This is a genomic window from Mesorhizobium sp. WSM4832, from assembly GCF_055811115.1.
The window spans coordinates 36,132-51,290 of record NZ_JBVVQH010000033.1; the positions used below are offsets into that span (position 1 = coordinate 36,132).

At 63.1% G+C, this 15,159-nt stretch carries 15 protein-coding genes and 1 pseudogene; 3 read left to right on the forward strand and 13 right to left on the reverse strand.

Annotation, left to right across the window (positions count from 1 at the left end; translation table 11 throughout):
• Positions 1-13: 13 nt before the first annotated feature.
• Genes rpe through AC0L2L_RS31885 form a run of 8 tightly spaced genes read right to left on the reverse strand, consistent with a single transcriptional unit; the run spans position 14 to position 8,626 of the window.
• Entirely contained in the window at positions 14-700 is a 687-nt protein-coding gene (gene rpe / locus AC0L2L_RS31850; RefSeq protein WP_473583779.1) for a ribulose-phosphate 3-epimerase, read from the reverse strand.
• Positions 697-1,635: a CbbX protein gene (cbbX, locus tag AC0L2L_RS31855; RefSeq protein WP_473583780.1), complete on the reverse strand. Its 939-nt coding sequence runs from the start codon at positions 1,633-1,635 to the stop codon at positions 697-699. The genes rpe and cbbX overlap by 4 nt, the downstream gene beginning before the upstream one ends.
• Positions 1,636-1,659: 24 nt before the next feature.
• Complete coding sequence (locus AC0L2L_RS31860) at positions 1,660-2,079, reverse strand: ribulose bisphosphate carboxylase small subunit (protein ID WP_473583781.1); 420 nt, start codon at positions 2,077-2,079, stop codon at positions 1,660-1,662.
• 11 nt (positions 2,080-2,090) lie between these two features.
• Positions 2,091-3,551 carry a form I ribulose bisphosphate carboxylase large subunit gene (locus AC0L2L_RS31865; protein WP_473583782.1) on the reverse strand — a complete coding sequence of 487 codons (1,461 nt, stop codon included), beginning with the start codon at positions 3,549-3,551 and terminating at the stop codon, positions 2,091-2,093.
• 35 nt (positions 3,552-3,586) lie between these two features.
• Positions 3,587-4,666, reverse strand: coding sequence for a class II fructose-bisphosphate aldolase (gene fba, locus AC0L2L_RS31870; RefSeq protein WP_473583783.1), 1,080 nt, complete (start codon positions 4,664-4,666; stop codon positions 3,587-3,589).
• Positions 4,667-4,677: 11 nt separating this feature from the next.
• Positions 4,678-6,684: a transketolase gene (gene tkt, locus AC0L2L_RS31875; RefSeq protein ID WP_473583784.1), complete on the reverse strand. Its 2,007-nt coding sequence runs from the start codon at positions 6,682-6,684 to the stop codon at positions 4,678-4,680.
• A 10-nt stretch (positions 6,685-6,694) separates the two neighbouring features.
• Positions 6,695-7,567 (reverse strand): phosphoribulokinase, encoded by an 873-nt coding sequence (locus AC0L2L_RS31880; protein WP_473583785.1) that lies wholly within the window; start codon positions 7,565-7,567, stop codon positions 6,695-6,697.
• Between the two features lie 9 nt (positions 7,568-7,576).
• A complete protein-coding gene (locus AC0L2L_RS31885) occupies positions 7,577-8,626 on the reverse strand; it encodes a class 1 fructose-bisphosphatase (RefSeq protein ID WP_473583786.1) in 1,050 nt (349 codons plus the stop codon).
• 119 nt (positions 8,627-8,745) lie between these two features.
• Here AC0L2L_RS31885 and AC0L2L_RS31890 point away from each other — a divergent pair, with 119 nt between their 5' ends.
• Positions 8,746-9,735 carry a LysR family transcriptional regulator gene (locus AC0L2L_RS31890; RefSeq protein ID WP_473583787.1) on the forward strand — a complete coding sequence of 330 codons (990 nt, stop codon included), beginning with the start codon at positions 8,746-8,748 and terminating at the stop codon, positions 9,733-9,735.
• Positions 9,736-9,956: 221 nt separating this feature from the next.
• A complete protein-coding gene (locus AC0L2L_RS31895; RefSeq protein WP_027169416.1) occupies positions 9,957-10,157 on the forward strand; it encodes a hypothetical protein in 201 nt (66 codons plus the stop codon).
• Positions 10,158-10,164: 7 nt separating this feature from the next.
• Here AC0L2L_RS31895 and AC0L2L_RS31900 read toward each other — a convergent pair whose 3' ends face one another.
• From AC0L2L_RS31900 to AC0L2L_RS31920, 5 genes are read right to left on the reverse strand one after another with little or no spacing between them, the layout of a single operon-like run.
• Positions 10,165-10,794: a hypothetical protein gene (locus tag AC0L2L_RS31900; RefSeq protein ID WP_473583788.1), complete on the reverse strand. Its 630-nt coding sequence runs from the start codon at positions 10,792-10,794 to the stop codon at positions 10,165-10,167.
• Positions 10,794-11,669: an ABC transporter permease gene (locus AC0L2L_RS31905; protein ID WP_473583789.1), complete on the reverse strand. Its 876-nt coding sequence runs from the start codon at positions 11,667-11,669 to the stop codon at positions 10,794-10,796. The genes AC0L2L_RS31900 and AC0L2L_RS31905 overlap by 1 nt, the downstream gene beginning before the upstream one ends.
• Positions 11,666-12,454 (reverse strand): ATP-binding cassette domain-containing protein, encoded by a 789-nt coding sequence (locus AC0L2L_RS31910; protein ID WP_473583790.1) that lies wholly within the window; start codon positions 12,452-12,454, stop codon positions 11,666-11,668. The genes AC0L2L_RS31905 and AC0L2L_RS31910 overlap by 4 nt, the downstream gene beginning before the upstream one ends.
• A gap of 10 nt (positions 12,455-12,464) precedes the next feature.
• Positions 12,465-13,436 carry a YVTN family beta-propeller repeat protein gene (locus tag AC0L2L_RS31915; protein WP_473583791.1) on the reverse strand — a complete coding sequence of 324 codons (972 nt, stop codon included), beginning with the start codon at positions 13,434-13,436 and terminating at the stop codon, positions 12,465-12,467.
• A 19-nt stretch (positions 13,437-13,455) separates the two neighbouring features.
• A complete protein-coding gene (locus tag AC0L2L_RS31920; RefSeq protein WP_473583792.1) occupies positions 13,456-14,700 on the reverse strand; it encodes an ABC transporter substrate-binding protein in 1,245 nt (414 codons plus the stop codon).
• A 310-nt stretch (positions 14,701-15,010) separates the two neighbouring features.
• Between AC0L2L_RS31920 and AC0L2L_RS31925 the strand changes: the two are divergent.
• Positions 15,011-15,159: pseudogene (locus AC0L2L_RS31925) on the forward strand (S-(hydroxymethyl)glutathione dehydrogenase); the annotation flags it as partial.

Consider the following 15,159-nt stretch of genomic DNA (forward strand, 5'->3'; position numbering starts at 1 on the left):
CCAACCAAGCAGTTCACGCGGCCCGCCGGATCGCTCCGTCGGCCGTCTGTCTGATCGCGCCGATATTGGCGCGATAGGCAGCCTCGGCGCCACCCTTGAAAACGGCGGATCCGGCGACGAGCACATTGCCGCCGGCCGCGGTGACAAGGGGGGCTGTCTCGGGCGTGACGCCACCGTCGATCTCGATGTCGATCGGACGTTGGCCGACGAGCGCCTTGACACGCCTGATCTTGTCGATGACCGCCGGAATGAAGGCCTGGCCGCCGAAACCCGGATTGACCGTCATCAACAGCACCAGATCGAGCCGGTCGAGGACATATTCGATGACGCTTTCCGGCGTCGACGGATTGAGCGACACGCCGGCCTTCTTGCCGAGGTTCCTGATGGCCTGCAGCGAACGGTCGAGATGCGGTCCGGCCTCGGCATGCACCGTGATGATGTCGCAACCGGCGTCGGCGAAGGCGGCGAGATAAGGATCGGCCGGGGCGATCATCAGATGACAGTCGAAGATCTTGTCGGTTCGGTTGCGGATCGCCTTGATCACCGGCGGGCCGAATGTGATGTTGGGCACGAAATGTCCGTCCATCACGTCGAGATGGATCCAGTCGGCGCCCGCTCGCGCGACCGCTTCGACCTCGTCGCCTAGCCGCGAGAAATCCGACGACAGAACGGAAGGGGCGATGATGGTCTTTGCGGTCATTTGCTTTCTCCTTCCCCACGCTTCAGCGCGAAGACCCGGCTGGCGGTGATGTCCTCGGCGGAGACCGTCGACAGCGCCTTGGCGTCGAGCGGTCCCTTGGCGCTTTCGAACAGGCGGTTGGCCTGCCGCAGCCGGGCCCGGTCGAGCGCGTTGCGGATCGAACGGGCATTGGCGAAATGCGGCTGCTCGCGGCGGCGTGCGATGTAGTCGGTCATCGCTAGGGTTGCCGCATCATCGAATAAGTAATTTTGCTTTTCGAGCATTTGTTCCGCAATCCTGAGAAGCTCATCGTCGGAATAGTCGGGAAAGTCGATGTGGTGGGCGACGCGTGAACGGAATCCGGGATTGCTTTCGAAGAAGCGATCCATGCGCTGCGCATAGCCGGCGAGGACGACCACGAGATCGTCGCGCTGGTTCTCCATCACCTGCAGCAGGATCTCGATCGCTTCCTGGCCGTAGTCCCGTTCGTTCTCGGGCCGGTAGAGATAATAGGCCTCGTCGATGAACAGTACGCCGCCCATCGCCTTCTTCAGGATCTCCTTGGTCTTGGGCGCAGTGTGGCCGATATACTGGCCGACGAGGTCGTCGCGGGTAACCGAAACCAGATGGCCTTTACGGATATAGCCCAGCCGATGCAGCAGGTCGGCCATCCGCAGCGCGACCGTCGTCTTGCCGGTGCCCGGATTGCCGGTGAAGCTCATATGCAGCGTCGGTGTTTCGTGCGCGAGGCCCATGCGGCGGCGCGCCCGCTCGACCAGCAGGAGCGCCGCGGTCTCGCGGATGCGCCTTTTGACCGGGGCGAGCCCGATCAGATCGCGGTCAAGCTCGGCCAGGACGTCCTTGACGCCGGACGTTTCGAATTCCTCGCGAAGATCGATCGCCGCGGGGGTGGTGGCTTGCGGCACGTCCGTTTCGGCAAAGGCTGGCGCTGGCATGGCATTTTCCTCCTGTCGCGATGATCAGCCGTACCTCGCTCCGGCCGGCTTGTCGGCGGCGTAGGGCCTGGTGGTGTAGCGGATCATGCGGCCTGCGGCCTCCTGCCGTTCGAGCCGGTAGCCGGGTTCCTCGGCCGGACGGTTGACGATGAAGGAGAGCTTCACCGATTCCCAGCCATGCGAGGAATCGAAGGCGACGACGCGGATATAACGATCGCCATAGTGCTTGCGGCATGCGTTCAGCTCCATCATCAGCGCCGCCGCGTCGGGATTGTCGAACATCGGGTGGCCCCACATGTCCCAATAGGTGTTGCGCGGGTGCGGGTCGTCGGTAACCTCGAGGCTGACGGCCCATTTGTTGTCGATACAATACTGCACCTGGGCGCGGATCTGGTCGTCGGTCAGGTCGGGCAGGAAGGAAAAGGCCCCTTGGGTTATGCGCATTGTCTGTCTCCTTACTCGGCTGCCGTTGCCACCGGGACGAAGTCCGGCGTGTCGGTCGAGGCGTAGTTGAAGCTCACATCTTTCCACGTATCGAGCGCCTGTTTCAGCGGCAAGCAGTTCCTGGCCGCGTTCTCCAGGATCTGCGGTCCTTCCCGCACGTAGTCGCGGCCCTCGTTGCGGGCGAGGATCATGCATTCGAGGGCAACGCGATTGGCCGTGGCGCCGGCCGCGATGCCCATCGGATGGCCGATGGTGCCGCCGCCGAACTGGAGCACGACGTCTTCGCCGAGCAGATCGACGAGCTGATGCATCTGGCCGGCATGGATGCCGCCGGACGCCACCGGCATGAGCTTGTTGAGCGAGGCCCAGTGCTGGTCGAAGAAGATGCCGTTCTCCAGCTTCATCGGGTTATGGTCCTCGCGGCAGACATCATAGTAGCCCTTGGTCGTTGCGGGATCGCCTTCCAGCTTGCCGACCACGGTGCCGGCATGGATGTGATCGACGCCGGCCAGCCGCATCCATTTGGCGATGACGCGGAAGGAAACGCCGTGGCTCTTCTGGCGCGTGTAGGTCGAATGGCCGGCGCGATGCAGGTGCAAGATCAGGTCGTTCCTGCGCGCCCACTTCGCCATGGACTGGATCGCCGTGTAGCCGATCACGAGGTCGATCATGACGATGTTGGAGCCGAGCTCCCTGGCGAAGTCGGCCCGCTCGTACATGTCCTCCATGGTGGCCGCGGTGACGTTGAGATAGGTGCCCTTGATCTCGCCCGTCTCGGCCTGTGCCTTGTTGACCGCCTCCATGCAATAGAGAAAACGCTCGCGCCAATGCATGAAGGGCTGCGAGTTGATGTTCTCGTCGTCCTTGGTGAAATCGAGCCCGCCCTTCAGCGCCTCATAGACGACACGGCCGTAATTGCGACCGGAAAGGCCGAGCTTCGGCTTGACGGTGGCGCCGAGCAGCGGGCGGCCGAACTTGTCGAGGCGCTCGCGCTCGACGACGATGCCTGTCGCCGGACCCTGGAAGGTCTTCACATAGGCGACGGGAAAACGCATGTCCTCCAGCCGCAACGCCTTCAGCGGCTTGAAGCCGAAGACATTACCGATGATCGATGCCGAAAGGTTGGCGATCGAGCCCGGCTCGAACAGGTCGAGGTCGTAGGCGATGTAGGCAAAGTATTGTCCGGGCGCGTTCGGCACGGGGTCGACCCGATAAGCCTTGGCGCGGTATTTTTCGCTCGCCGTCAGCCGGTCGGTCCAGACCACCGTCCAGGTCGCGGTCGAGGATTCGCCGGCGACGGCTGCAGCAGCCTCGATCGGATCGACGCCGTCCTGCGGCGTGATCCGGAACACCGAGATGATGTCGGTGTCCTTAGGCTCGTAGTCGGGCTCCCAATAGCCCATCTTCTTGTATGCCATGACACCGGATCTGTAGCGGTCCTTGCCGGTCACGGTTTCGGATTTGTTGGGCATGGCGCTGGTCCTTTCCTTCTTTGGCGGACCGCCGCTCAGGCGGCTTTCGCGGTTGCGATCTGCGGGTCGAGCTTTCCCGCGGCGTAGCGTTTCGCCATCTCGTCCATGGCGATGACCTTGACCTTCGAAGCCTTGCCCGCAGTACCGAAGCGTTCGAAACGATCGCGGCAAAGGTCGCGCAGGGCGTCCATGGCGGGCTTCAGGAATTTGCGCGGATCGAATTCGCGCGGATCCTGTGTCGCGACGCGGCGGAATTGCCCGGCCATGGCCATGCGGCAATCGGTGTCGATGTTGACCTTGCGCACGCCGTGGCGGATGCCGCGCTCGATCTCCTCGACCGGGACGCCGAAGGTCTGGGGCATCTCGCCGCCATATGTGTTGATGATGTCCTGCAGTTCCTGCGGCACCGAGGACGAACCATGCATGACCAGATGCGTGTTCGGCAGCTTTTCGTGGATCGCCTCGATCACCTGCATGGCAAGGATGTCGCCATCCGGCTTGCGGGTGAACTTGTAGGCGCCGTGGGAGGTGCCGCAGGCGATCGCCAACGCATCGACGCGAGTGGCGGTCACGAAATCGACCGCCTGATCGGGATCGGTCAAGAGCTGGTCGTGCGACAGCGCGCCCTCCGCGCCGTGACCGTCCTCCGCTTCGCCACGGCCGGTCTCCAGCGAGCCGAGCACGCCGAGCTCGCCTTCGACGGAAGCGCCGACCCAATGCGCCATGCGCGCGACGCGTTCGGTGATGGCGACGTTATAGTCGTAGCTCGCCGGGGTCTTGGCGTCCGCCATTAACGACCCATCCATCATCACCGAGGTGAAGCCGTGGCGGATCGCCGAGAGGCAGGTGGCTTCGTTGTTGCCGTGATCCTGGTGGATGCACAACGGAATGGCCGGATGGATCTCGGTCAACGCATCCATCATCCTGGACAGCATGATGTCGCTGGCATAGGCGCGGGCGCCGCGCGAGGCCTGGATGATCACAGGCGCGTCGCAGGCCTTGGCCGCCTCCATGATGGCGAGGCCCTGTTCCATGTTGTTGATGTTGAATGCCGGCACGCCGTAACCGTGCTCGGCGGCATGGTCGAGAAGCTGGCGAAGGGTGATGCGGGCCATTGTCGATCCTCCTAGAAGATGAGCCTCAGCGCCGCCGCGGCGACGGCTTCGGGCGTGATGCCGAAATGCCGGTAGAGGTCCGGCGCGGGCGCACTGGCGCCGAAGCCGGTCATGCCGACAAAGGCGCCGGTGTCGCCGATCCAGCGGTCCCAGCCGAGACGGGCGGCCGCCTCAACGGCGACGCGCGGCGCCGAGCCGAGGACGGACTTGCGGTAGTCGGCATCCTGTTCCTCGAACAATTCCCAGCACGGCATCGAGACGACCGCGGCGGCGATCCCATGCTCGGTTCCCAGCCGCTCGGCGGCGGCGACGGCGATTTCGACCTCCGAGCCGGTGGCGATCAGCGTCACTGCCCGGTGCGCGGATGGCTCGCGCAAGACGTAGGCACCCCAGCTGGACCGGTTATCGTGGCAATGTGCCTGGCGCAGCATCGGCAGGTTCTGGCGCGAGAGCACAAGCACGCTCGGTCGCGTCTCGCTCTTCAGCGCTAGTTCCCAGCACTCCGCCGTTTCGATGATGTCGGCCGGACGGAAGACATTGAGGTTCGGTGTCGCCCGCAGCATCGCCAGGTGCTCGACCGGCTGATGGGTCGGGCCATCCTCGCCGAGACCGATGGAGTCATGCGTCATCACATAGACGACGCGCTGGTTCATGAGCGCGGAGAGCCGCATCGCGCCGCGCGCATAGTCGGCGAAGCACAGAAAGGTGCCGCCGTAGGGCACAAATCCGCCATGCAGCGCGATGCCGTTCATGGCCGCGGCCATGCCGTGCTCGCGGATGCCGTAGTGAATGTAGCGGCCTGCATAACCACCCGGCACGATGCGATCCATGCCTTTGGTGATCGTCAGGTTCGAATGCGTGAGATCGGCGGAGCCGCCGACCGTCAACTCGTTTGCGTCATTGATCGCGGCAAGCGCCATTTCGGAGGCCTTCCGCGTCGCAACCTTGGTAGCCTTCTCGACGTGCTCCTTGCGGAAGGCGCTAAGGGCCTCGAACACCGCATCGGGAAATTTGCCGCCGATCGCGCGTTCGAAGTCCTCGCGCCGCGGCGAGGCGGCAAGCCGCCGCTCCCAGGCGCGCCGTGCCGTTTGCCCGCGCTCGGCGATCTCACGCCAGGCCGAAAGGATATCGTCCGGCACCTCGAACGGCGCGTGGGCCCAGCCGATGTTTTCGCGGGTCGCAGCGATCTCCGCATCGCCCAGCGGCGCGCCATGCGTCTTTTCCGAACCGCCGAGATTGGGAGCGCCCTTGCCGATCACAGTGCGGCAGGCGATCAGCGACGGCCGATCCGACCGCCGCGCGGCTTCGACCGCCGCGGCGACGGCTTCCATGTCGTGGCCGTCCACGGGCTGCACATGCCATCCGGCGGCTTTGAAGCGGGCCGGCTGGTCCATCGATGTCGACAGCGAGGTCGGTCCGTCGATGGAGATCGCGTTGTCGTCCCAAAGCACGATCAGGCGGGAGAGCTTCAGGTGACCCGCGAGATCGATCGCCTCGTGGCTGATGCCTTCCTGCAGGCAGCCGTCGCCGGCGATCACATAGGTGTAGTGGTCGACGAGATCGGCGCCGTGGCGGGCGGCAAGCATGCGCTCCGCCAGCGCCATGCCGACAGCGGTCGAAATGCCTTGTCCGAGCGGGCCGGTGGTCGTCTCGACACCGAGTGCGTGGCCATGCTCCGGATGTCCGGCGGTACGGCTGCCCAGCTGGCGGAACCGCTGCAATTCCTCGATCGGCATGTCTTCGTAGCCAAGCAGGTAATGCAGGGCATATTGCAGCATCGAGCCGTGTCCCGCTGAAAGCACGAAGCGGTCGCGATCGGGCCAGCCCGGCGCTGTCGGGTCGATATTGATGAAGCGGCTGAACAATACCGTCGCGACATCGGCCATGCCCATAGGCATGCCCGGATGTCCGGAATTGGCCTTCTGCACGCTGTCCATGGCCAGCGCGCGGATGGCGTTCGCCATGTCGCGCTCGGAGACGGCGGCGGCGACGGACTTCAATGCTGCCAAGGTGGTCATGGCGTCCTCCTCACGACACACGTTTCTTGCGTTCGATCAATTGCAGGATGAGCGGCGTCAGGATCAGCTGCATGGCAAGGTCGAGCTTGTTGCCCGGCACCACTATGGAATTCGGCCGCGACATGAAGGAGTCGTGGATCATTGAAAGCAGGTAAGGGAAATCGATGCCGCGAGGATTGGCGAAGCGGATGACCAGCATCGATTCATCGGGGGTCGGAATCCAGCGTGCGATGAACGGGTTGGACGTGTCGACGATCGGCACGCGCTGAAAATTGATCGCGGTCTGCGAGAATTGCGGGACGATGAAGCGGACATAGTCGGGCATGCGGCGCAGGATCACGTCCATCACCGCTTCGGTGGAATAGCCGCGCGTAGCGCGGTCGCGATGGATCTTCTGGATCCATTCGAGATTTATGACCGGCACCACGCCGATCCTGAGGTCCGCATGCCTGGCCAGATTGATCTCGTCGGTGACGACGCAGCCATGCAGGCCTTCGTAGAAGAGCAGGTCGCTCGGCGCGAATTCGCGCCATTCCGTGAAATTGCCGGGCGGCGTGCCGTAGAGCTTCTCCTCGTCCTCATCATGGACGTAGGTGCGGCTCCTTCCGCTCCCGCGGCGGCCATATTCCTCGAACACCCCTTCGAGGATCTCGAGCTCGTTGGCCTCGGCATGGAAGTGGGTGAAGTTCGGGTTGCCTGCCTTCTCCTGAGCGGCGACCTCCGCCTTCATCGCAGCGCGATCGTAGCGATGAAAGGCGTCGCCTTCGATGAAGGCAGCATCGATGTTCTCGCGCCGGAAGATCAGCTCGAAGATGCGCTTGACCGAGGTCGTGCCCGCGCCCGACGATCCGGTGATGGTGATGATGGGGTGCTTCGCCGACATGGTTCCTGCTCAAGCCCTGAAGAGTCCGCGGTGGCTGAACAGCGGCGCACGCTCGCCGATGGCGCTGGGTTCGGTGTGGTAGCGGGCGATCCGCGCGACTTCCCGCGCGGATCCGAAGACCACGGGTACGCGCTGGTGCAGGCTCTCGGGTTCGATTTCCAGGATGCGGGTGATCGCATCGGTCGCGGCACCGGCCGCCTGTTCGATCAGATAGGCAATCGGATTGGCCTCATAGACCAGCCGAAGCCGGCCCTGGCTGTAACCCCGACGCTGGTCGCCGGGATACAGAAACACGCCGCCGCGCATCAATATGCGATAGCATTCGGCAACCAATGAAGCGATCCAGCGCATGTTGAAATCCTTCTCCCTTGGGCCTTCGGCGCCTTCCAGGCAGTCGTCGACATAGAGGCGCACGGCCTCGTCCCAGTGGCGGTAGTTGGCGGCGTTGATGGCGAATTCCTGGGTCCGCTCCGGGATGATCCGGCTTTCGTAGGCCTGGACGAAGGTGCCCAGCCTGGTCGAATGCACGAAGACATGCGTGCCGCTGCCGAGCGACAGAACGAGCGCCAGCTGCGGCCCGTAGATGAAGAAGCCGGCGCCTAGTATTTTCGCGCCTGCCTGTAAAAAAGAGGCGGCCGGATCGGCGTCCGGCGCGCCAGTTGCAGGGAGGAGCGAGAAAATCGTTCCGACCGACACGTTGGTGTCGATGTTGGAAGAGCCGTCCAGCGGGTCGATGGCGATGGCGAGGGGGGCTTGCCTGTCGAGCAGGACCGGCTGCTCCAGCTCCTCGGAGGCATAGAGCGCGACCGGAGCGCGACGCATGGCGTCGAGGAAGATGTCGTCGGCGAAGACGTCGAGGTCCTTCTGGACATCGCCGTCGGCATTGGCGCCGCGGGTCCCTGCAAAAGCGGCGCCGAGCGCCCCCTGGTTGATGGTATTGCGGACCTTGGTGGCGGCCTGCGTGAACTGACGGATGGTGGCAACGACCGCGGATCGGCGTTCGTCGGGCTGATCGCCGAGATAGGAGTTCAGAAAAGCGTCGAGCGTTGCCGCTGGCATCGTGACCTCCCGGTCCGGCCGTATCCCTCGAGGCCGGATGGAGCGATGAAACCAAACGATAAGGGCTAAGTAAAATTTAATAACTTTACCTAGACACTAAAATTAATTTAGTATGCTCTATGAGAAACCTCACGCTCAAGCAATTCAAGACCGTGCAAGCCATTGTCAGCCACGGGAAAATCGTGAGCGCGGCCAAGGTATTAGGCCTTTCCCCTCCAGCGGTTACGATCCAGCTGCGACAGGTGGAGGAGGAGTTCCAGCTGGCCTTGTTCGACCGGACGTCGGACGGCATGCGTCCCACCGCCGCAGGGCTGGCGTTCGTCGAAGCGGCGCAGGCCATCGAGGAGCGGCTGCGTCTGCTCGAAGACGAGATGGACGCCATCAAGGGCGTGCGCACCGGCAGCCTGAGGCTCGGCGTCGTTTCCACCGCCAAATATTTCGCGCCGCGGCTCATGGCCGGCTTCATGAAGGAGCATCCCGATATCGACATGCGCCTCGCCATCGGCAATCGGGCGGAAACGATCGACAGGCTGAAGAACCACGACATCGACATCGCGCTGATGGGTCGTCCGCCCAAGGAAGTTTCGGTGCGCGCATCCGTCTTCGGCGACCATCCGCTGGTCATCGTCGCGCCGCCCGACCACCCGCTGGTTTCGGCACGCGACATTTCCAAGGAAAGGATCGCCGAGGAGCATTTCCTTATCCGCGAGCCAGGCTCGGGCACGCGCATCTCGCTGGAGATATTCCTGAGCGATGTTCCTGGCCGGATCGACGATCTCGGCGTCGAGATGGGTTCGAACGAGACGATCAAACAGGCGGTGATGGCAGGTCTCGGCATTGCCTTCATCTCCGCCCACACCATCGCCGCGGAGACGGAAGCCGGCCGGCTCGTCATTCTCGACGTGGCCGGCATGCCGATCCGCCGGCAATGGTTTTCGGTGATGCGCACCGATCACGCTATCTCGCCGGCCATGGCGACTTTCAACGATTTTCTGATGCGCAAGGGGGCGACGCACCTGCCCCTGTTCGGCAAGCTGTATCCCTACGCCGAAGCGAATGAAGCGGTGCGAGCGCAACATTCGGGAGCGCCCGGAAAGCGGCGGGGGTGAAACGCCTTACATATCCGCTGTCGAGATTATGCGAAAAGGTCGACAAGGGCGTGGACAATCGGCCACTGCCGATGGTGGCCGGCTAGCTCGCATGTTATGTTGCGATGCGGAAGGGCAGGGGCGCGCTTTCACACTCGCTTCAAGACGGATGGGCAGCCTAACCCTGCAGACAATCGCTATGCAACCCGGGCGTGGGGTCCGGGGATCGAGGGGAAGGGGCAATGCTTTATACAATCGTGATGATGGTCTGCATGACGGCTGTGCCGCAGACCTGTGAGCAACGCGAGGAAATGGCGGACGGGCTGGCCATGAATCCCGGGGTTGCCTTCATGCAGGCGCAGCCGGTGGTCGCCCACTGGCTGGAGACGCATCCTGGCTATTTCGTGCAGCGCTGGCGCGTGCTGCCCGGCCGGGGAAGCTGACAGGCCTCTATTTCTTCGCCGCGAGCGTTTCCGAGACTGTCCTGGACAGCTGATAAAGCCGCTGCTCGATGATCGTCGGCACATCGCAGACGTAGGTCAGCGATTGCGCACGCTCGTTGAAGATTCGCGTCGCGAAATTCAGTTGGTCGGTCCGCCGTTCGACCTCGTCCTGATCGGCGCCTGGTTTTGCGCGCAACGCATCGACATCCGAGGCTTCCTTGCGCAATTCGGAGGCCATTTCGAGCTGCTTGTGGGCGTAACGGGAAATGCCGGAAATCACGTGCGAACGCTCGGCGTCCATGTGGTCGAACATCCCCTGCACGAGCATCGCCATCTTTGGCGCAAGTTGCCCGGCCGGCAGGGAGGCCGCAAAATCCCTGATCTTCTTCTGCGCGTCTGCAATCGGCAGCCTGCGGGCCGCCACCTCCTCGACCAGGGCGGAGACGGAAGCGTCCTGCGACCAATCCTTCGCCGCCGGTGGAAGGTTCGGTCCGTTCCAGACCTGGCCGAGCGAGAGTTGCGGCACCTTGCGCTGCACGCACGGCCAGTCCGGATCGCTGTTCGCGGCCATGGCGCTGGCGCTTGCCACGAGCATGGCAGCGGCAACCAGGCTGCGGACAAGGCTCATCCGTCGCATCAACCGTTTCCTCCCGTGCCCTGTTTGCGGGTTATCAGGCCGCGCGAAGGGTCGTAGGCGACGATGGCGCCTCCCAGAAACAGCAGCGTGCAGCCGGCAACGACACCCAGCGACAGCCAATCGACCTGCCCATAGAAGGCGAAGCGGATCAGCTCGACGGCATAGGTGAAGGGGTTGGCGAGGCAGAGCTTGTAAAGCAGCGGGCTCGCCTCCTGGATGCGCCACAAAGGGTAGAGCGCCGGAGAAGCGAAATAGCCGGGAAAGATGACGAAGTTCATGATGCCGGCGAAGTTTTCGAGCTGCTTGATCATCGAGGACAAAAGCATGCCGAGCGCACAAAGCATCATGCCCGACAAGAACAGCGCCGGCAGCACGAACAAATAGCCGAGCGGCGGCGCCTTGACGCCCCAGAACCAGGCAACGATCAGGAACGCGTAGACCTGCGCGATCGATACGGCGACGCCGGCGAGCATCTTCGACACCAACAGGAACCAACGCGGAAACGGGCTGACCAGCAGGATGCGCATATTGCCCATCTCGCGGTCATAGACCATCGACAACGAGGACTGCATGCCCGAGAACAGCAGGATCATGCCGCACAAGCCCGGCGTGATGTAGACCTCGTAGAGCACATAGGTCTTGTAGGGCGGGATGATCGAAACGCCGAGCACCTGCCGGAAACCGGCGGCAAAAATGAACAGCCAGACGAGCGGCCGCACCAGCGACGAGATGAAACGCTCGCGCTGGTGCAGGAAGCGCAGGCATTCCCGTACGACGACGCCTTTGAGACAGATGAGATAGTGACGAAAGCCGAACGCCCCGGACTTAACCGGCGTAACGGCGGCGACCTTTTCCGGCATTGCGGGAGCGCTCATGGCGAGGTCTCCGCAATGCCGGCTGCTTCGCTGCGGCTCAGCCTCGAAAAAGCGTCGCGGATCGAGCCAGCACCGCTTGCCCTGACGACGTCGGCCACCTTGCCCTTGGCCACCAGGTCACCCTGCCGCAGAACGACGACATGGTCGCCGTCCTCAATCTCGTCGATCAGATGGGTGGCCCAGAGCACGCCGATGCCCTCGGTTGCGACCAGCTTGCGGATGGTGGCAAGAATGCCCGCGCGCGACTGGATGTCGAGACCGACGGTCGCCTCGTCGAGCAGCAGCAGGGACGGGCGGTGGAGCAGCGCCCTGGCGATCTCGATGCGCCGCATCTGGCCGCCGGAAAGGCTGCGTGCCTTGTCATGCTCACGGCCGTGCATGTCGACCGTCGCAAGCAGCGCTGCAATGCGCTGCTGGGCTTCGTGCCGTCCGATGCCGTGCAGCGAGGCATGATAGGAGAGGTTCTGGTAGACGCTCAGATCGAGGTCGAGCGTCCGTGCCTGGAAGACGATGCCGACACGCCTGAGCGCCTCGCCGGATGCACGGCTGACGTCATGGCCGAAGATGCGGATCGATCCCCGGCGCGTATCGTAAAGGTGGCTGATCAAAGAGAACAGAGTTGTCTTGCCGGCACCATTGAGGCCGAGCAGGGCAGTGAAAGTCGCCGGCGCGATCGAGAACGAGACGTCGCTGAGCGCCCGCTTCGGACCATAGGAATGGCTGACGCCGGCGATGTCGAGCGCCGCCACCTCGTCTCCCGCTCTCCCGGTCCTCGCATGCTGCATGGATGGCTCCTTAATTGGGCGATATGGCAACACCCCAGGGTTGCTGGCCGACCGTGACCGACTGAACGGGCTCGTCCGTAGCCGTATCGATGAAAGTGATGTCGTTGGAATTGCCGTTCGTGGTGATCAGTGTTTTCTGATCGGGGGTGAAGTCCAGATGCCAGACGCGCTGGCCGACGAGGATGTATTTCTCCACCTCGTGGGTTTCGGTGTCGATCACCGCGACGTGGTTCGCCGGGCCGAGCGCGACATAGGCTTTCTTGCCGTCGGCGCTGATGGCGATGCCGACCGGCTGGATGGTTTCGGCCCGCAGTCCCGGAATCGCGAACTTGATCTTCTTCACGACCTGGCGCTTGGCGTTGTCGATGACGCTGACGGTGCCGCCGACTTCGGCGCTGACCCAGACCTGCGAGCCGTCGGGCTTGAACGCGGCGAAGCGCGGGCGTGTGTCGACCAGCACGTTGTCGGTTACGTCATGGCTCCCGGTATCGATGAAATGCGCCATGCTGGTGGTCTCCGAGGTGTTGACCATGGTTTTTCCGTCGGGGCTGACGGCCATGCCTTCCGGCTCCACGCCGACCGGGATCTCGGTCTTGACTTCCTTGCTGTCGACGTCGATCGCGGTGACCAGGTTGTCGTTTTCGTTGGCGACGTAGAGCGTCTTGCCATCGGGTGAGAGCACGAACAATTCGGGATCGTCGCCGGAGGGCAGCGTGCCGACGACCTGTAGCGTCGCGGTGTCGATGATCTGGATCGTATTGTCGTCGCTGGCGCACAGATAGATGAACTTGCCGTCGTGCGAGATGGTGATGCCGCGCGGTCTCTGGCCGACGTCGACGGTCTTGACCACCTGCATGGTCGCCGTATCGACGACGGTCATTGTATTGTCCTTCTCATTGGAGACATAGGCGGTGTAGGCCGATGCCGGGCCGGCCATGACGCCGGTTGCGAGAATGGCGAGTACGCAAGCTCGTCTCTGCACGAATTCCTCCCGATTGGCGCTACTTGAGAACGCATTTCGTTTCCGGTTGATCGATACCGAGGGTGTCGAGCTCGGAGACCTGGTGGAGATAGCCTTCCTGGGGAGATGTCGAGACGACCGATTTGGTATCGCCAAGCAGGATCGGCTGGCGCAACTGGAGGTTCCATTTGCGGAAGGTCAACTTCTGTCCCTTGAAGGCGGCGACCGAGAAATCATCCGAGCGGATGTAGTCGCTGACCTTTTTGGGATCGTCGCCATTGGTGCGTGTGGTAGCTTCGCCGACGGCCCGCACGGCCGTCCAGGCCGACATGTCCTTGGACAGCATTCGCCGACCTGTCGCTTTCAGGAAGCGACTTTGCATCTGGATGCCGCCCCACTGCTCACTCGCGGGATGCCATGACGATGCCACAAGACCGGCCGTGCCTGCGACCAGCCGCGACGTCCAGGTGCGATAGGGTACGTAGGTCCCGAACACCTCGCTTTCGTCGGCCACAAGCAGCACGTCATGTTCCGGCAGGTCTTGCGTGAATACCGAAATCTGCTGCTGTATCTGGGTGGCTCCGGTATCGGTTCGGCGCGCCGTGCCGGTATCCTTGAATTCCTTCTCGGCGACGATCTGGCCGCCGAAGCGGGTTGCCGCGCGGCGCAACGCATCGGCGTAGAGGTGGTCCTGCTCATGCGAGCCATAGAGCAGCACCCAGTTCGGCCATTTCTTCACCATGAGGTACTGCGCCAGAGCGTCGGCGAGCATGCTTCGCGTCGGCGCGATGTGGAAGACATTTATGCGGCAGTCCTCTTCGCGCAGGCTGTCGTCGGTGGCGCCGACGTTGAAGATCAGCACACCCTTGTCGCGGGCGATGTCGGCGATCGACAGCAACTGCCTGGCCGAGAGGTCCGCGACCACATAGCGGTCGCCTTTGGCGATCAGGTCGTCGAATGCCTGAACCGCGTCCGCGTCAGGCTTTATCTCGGTGACGTCGAGGTTGAATTTCTGCTTGATGAATTTGCCCGTCGTATTGTTGTCGCCAATAGCGACATTGGCGCCGGCGACACCTTCGTCACGCGGCGGCGCCTCGAGCAGGGAAAGCGTCAGCCGCGGCGCGTAGGCTCGCAAATAGCCTATCTTGATTTCGGTTATCTTGTCTTCCGGCTTGATCGCGTCCGCCGATTGCGAGGTCGGTTGCTGGGCCGACGCACCCGGAGCACCAGCGGCCAGGGACAGAAAGCACAAAAGGGCCAAGGTGCCCGGCACCGCGCTTGTCATCGACAGAATTACCCATTCTTGCGCTTGCTCGATCGTTGCCGGACCAGCGCGAAGTCAAGGTGCCCCAAGAGGAGCTTAGTGAGCCCGCGGGATTTATCAACCTCGTGAGCAGGACATCTCGGCTCTGCTTTAGTCCTATTCCCGGGCAAGGAGGTCGGGAGGCGCGGTACCTTGGTAGAATAGACTTATGAGGTGGATCGTTCGATTATTGCGATCTCACGGCAACCAGGAAACGGACATTTTGTTGCGAGGCGGGCCTAAGCCCGCCACGAGTTGACAGTTTTGTCTATTGCCTTGGGAGGATACCTCGATGAAAACGCGTGCCGCCGTTGCTGTTGGTGCCGGAAAGCCGCTGGAGATCATGGAGGTCGACCTCGACGGTCCGCGCGACGGCGAGGTGCTGGTCGAGATCAAGGCGACCGGCATCTGCCACACCGACGAGTTCACGCTGTCGGGCGC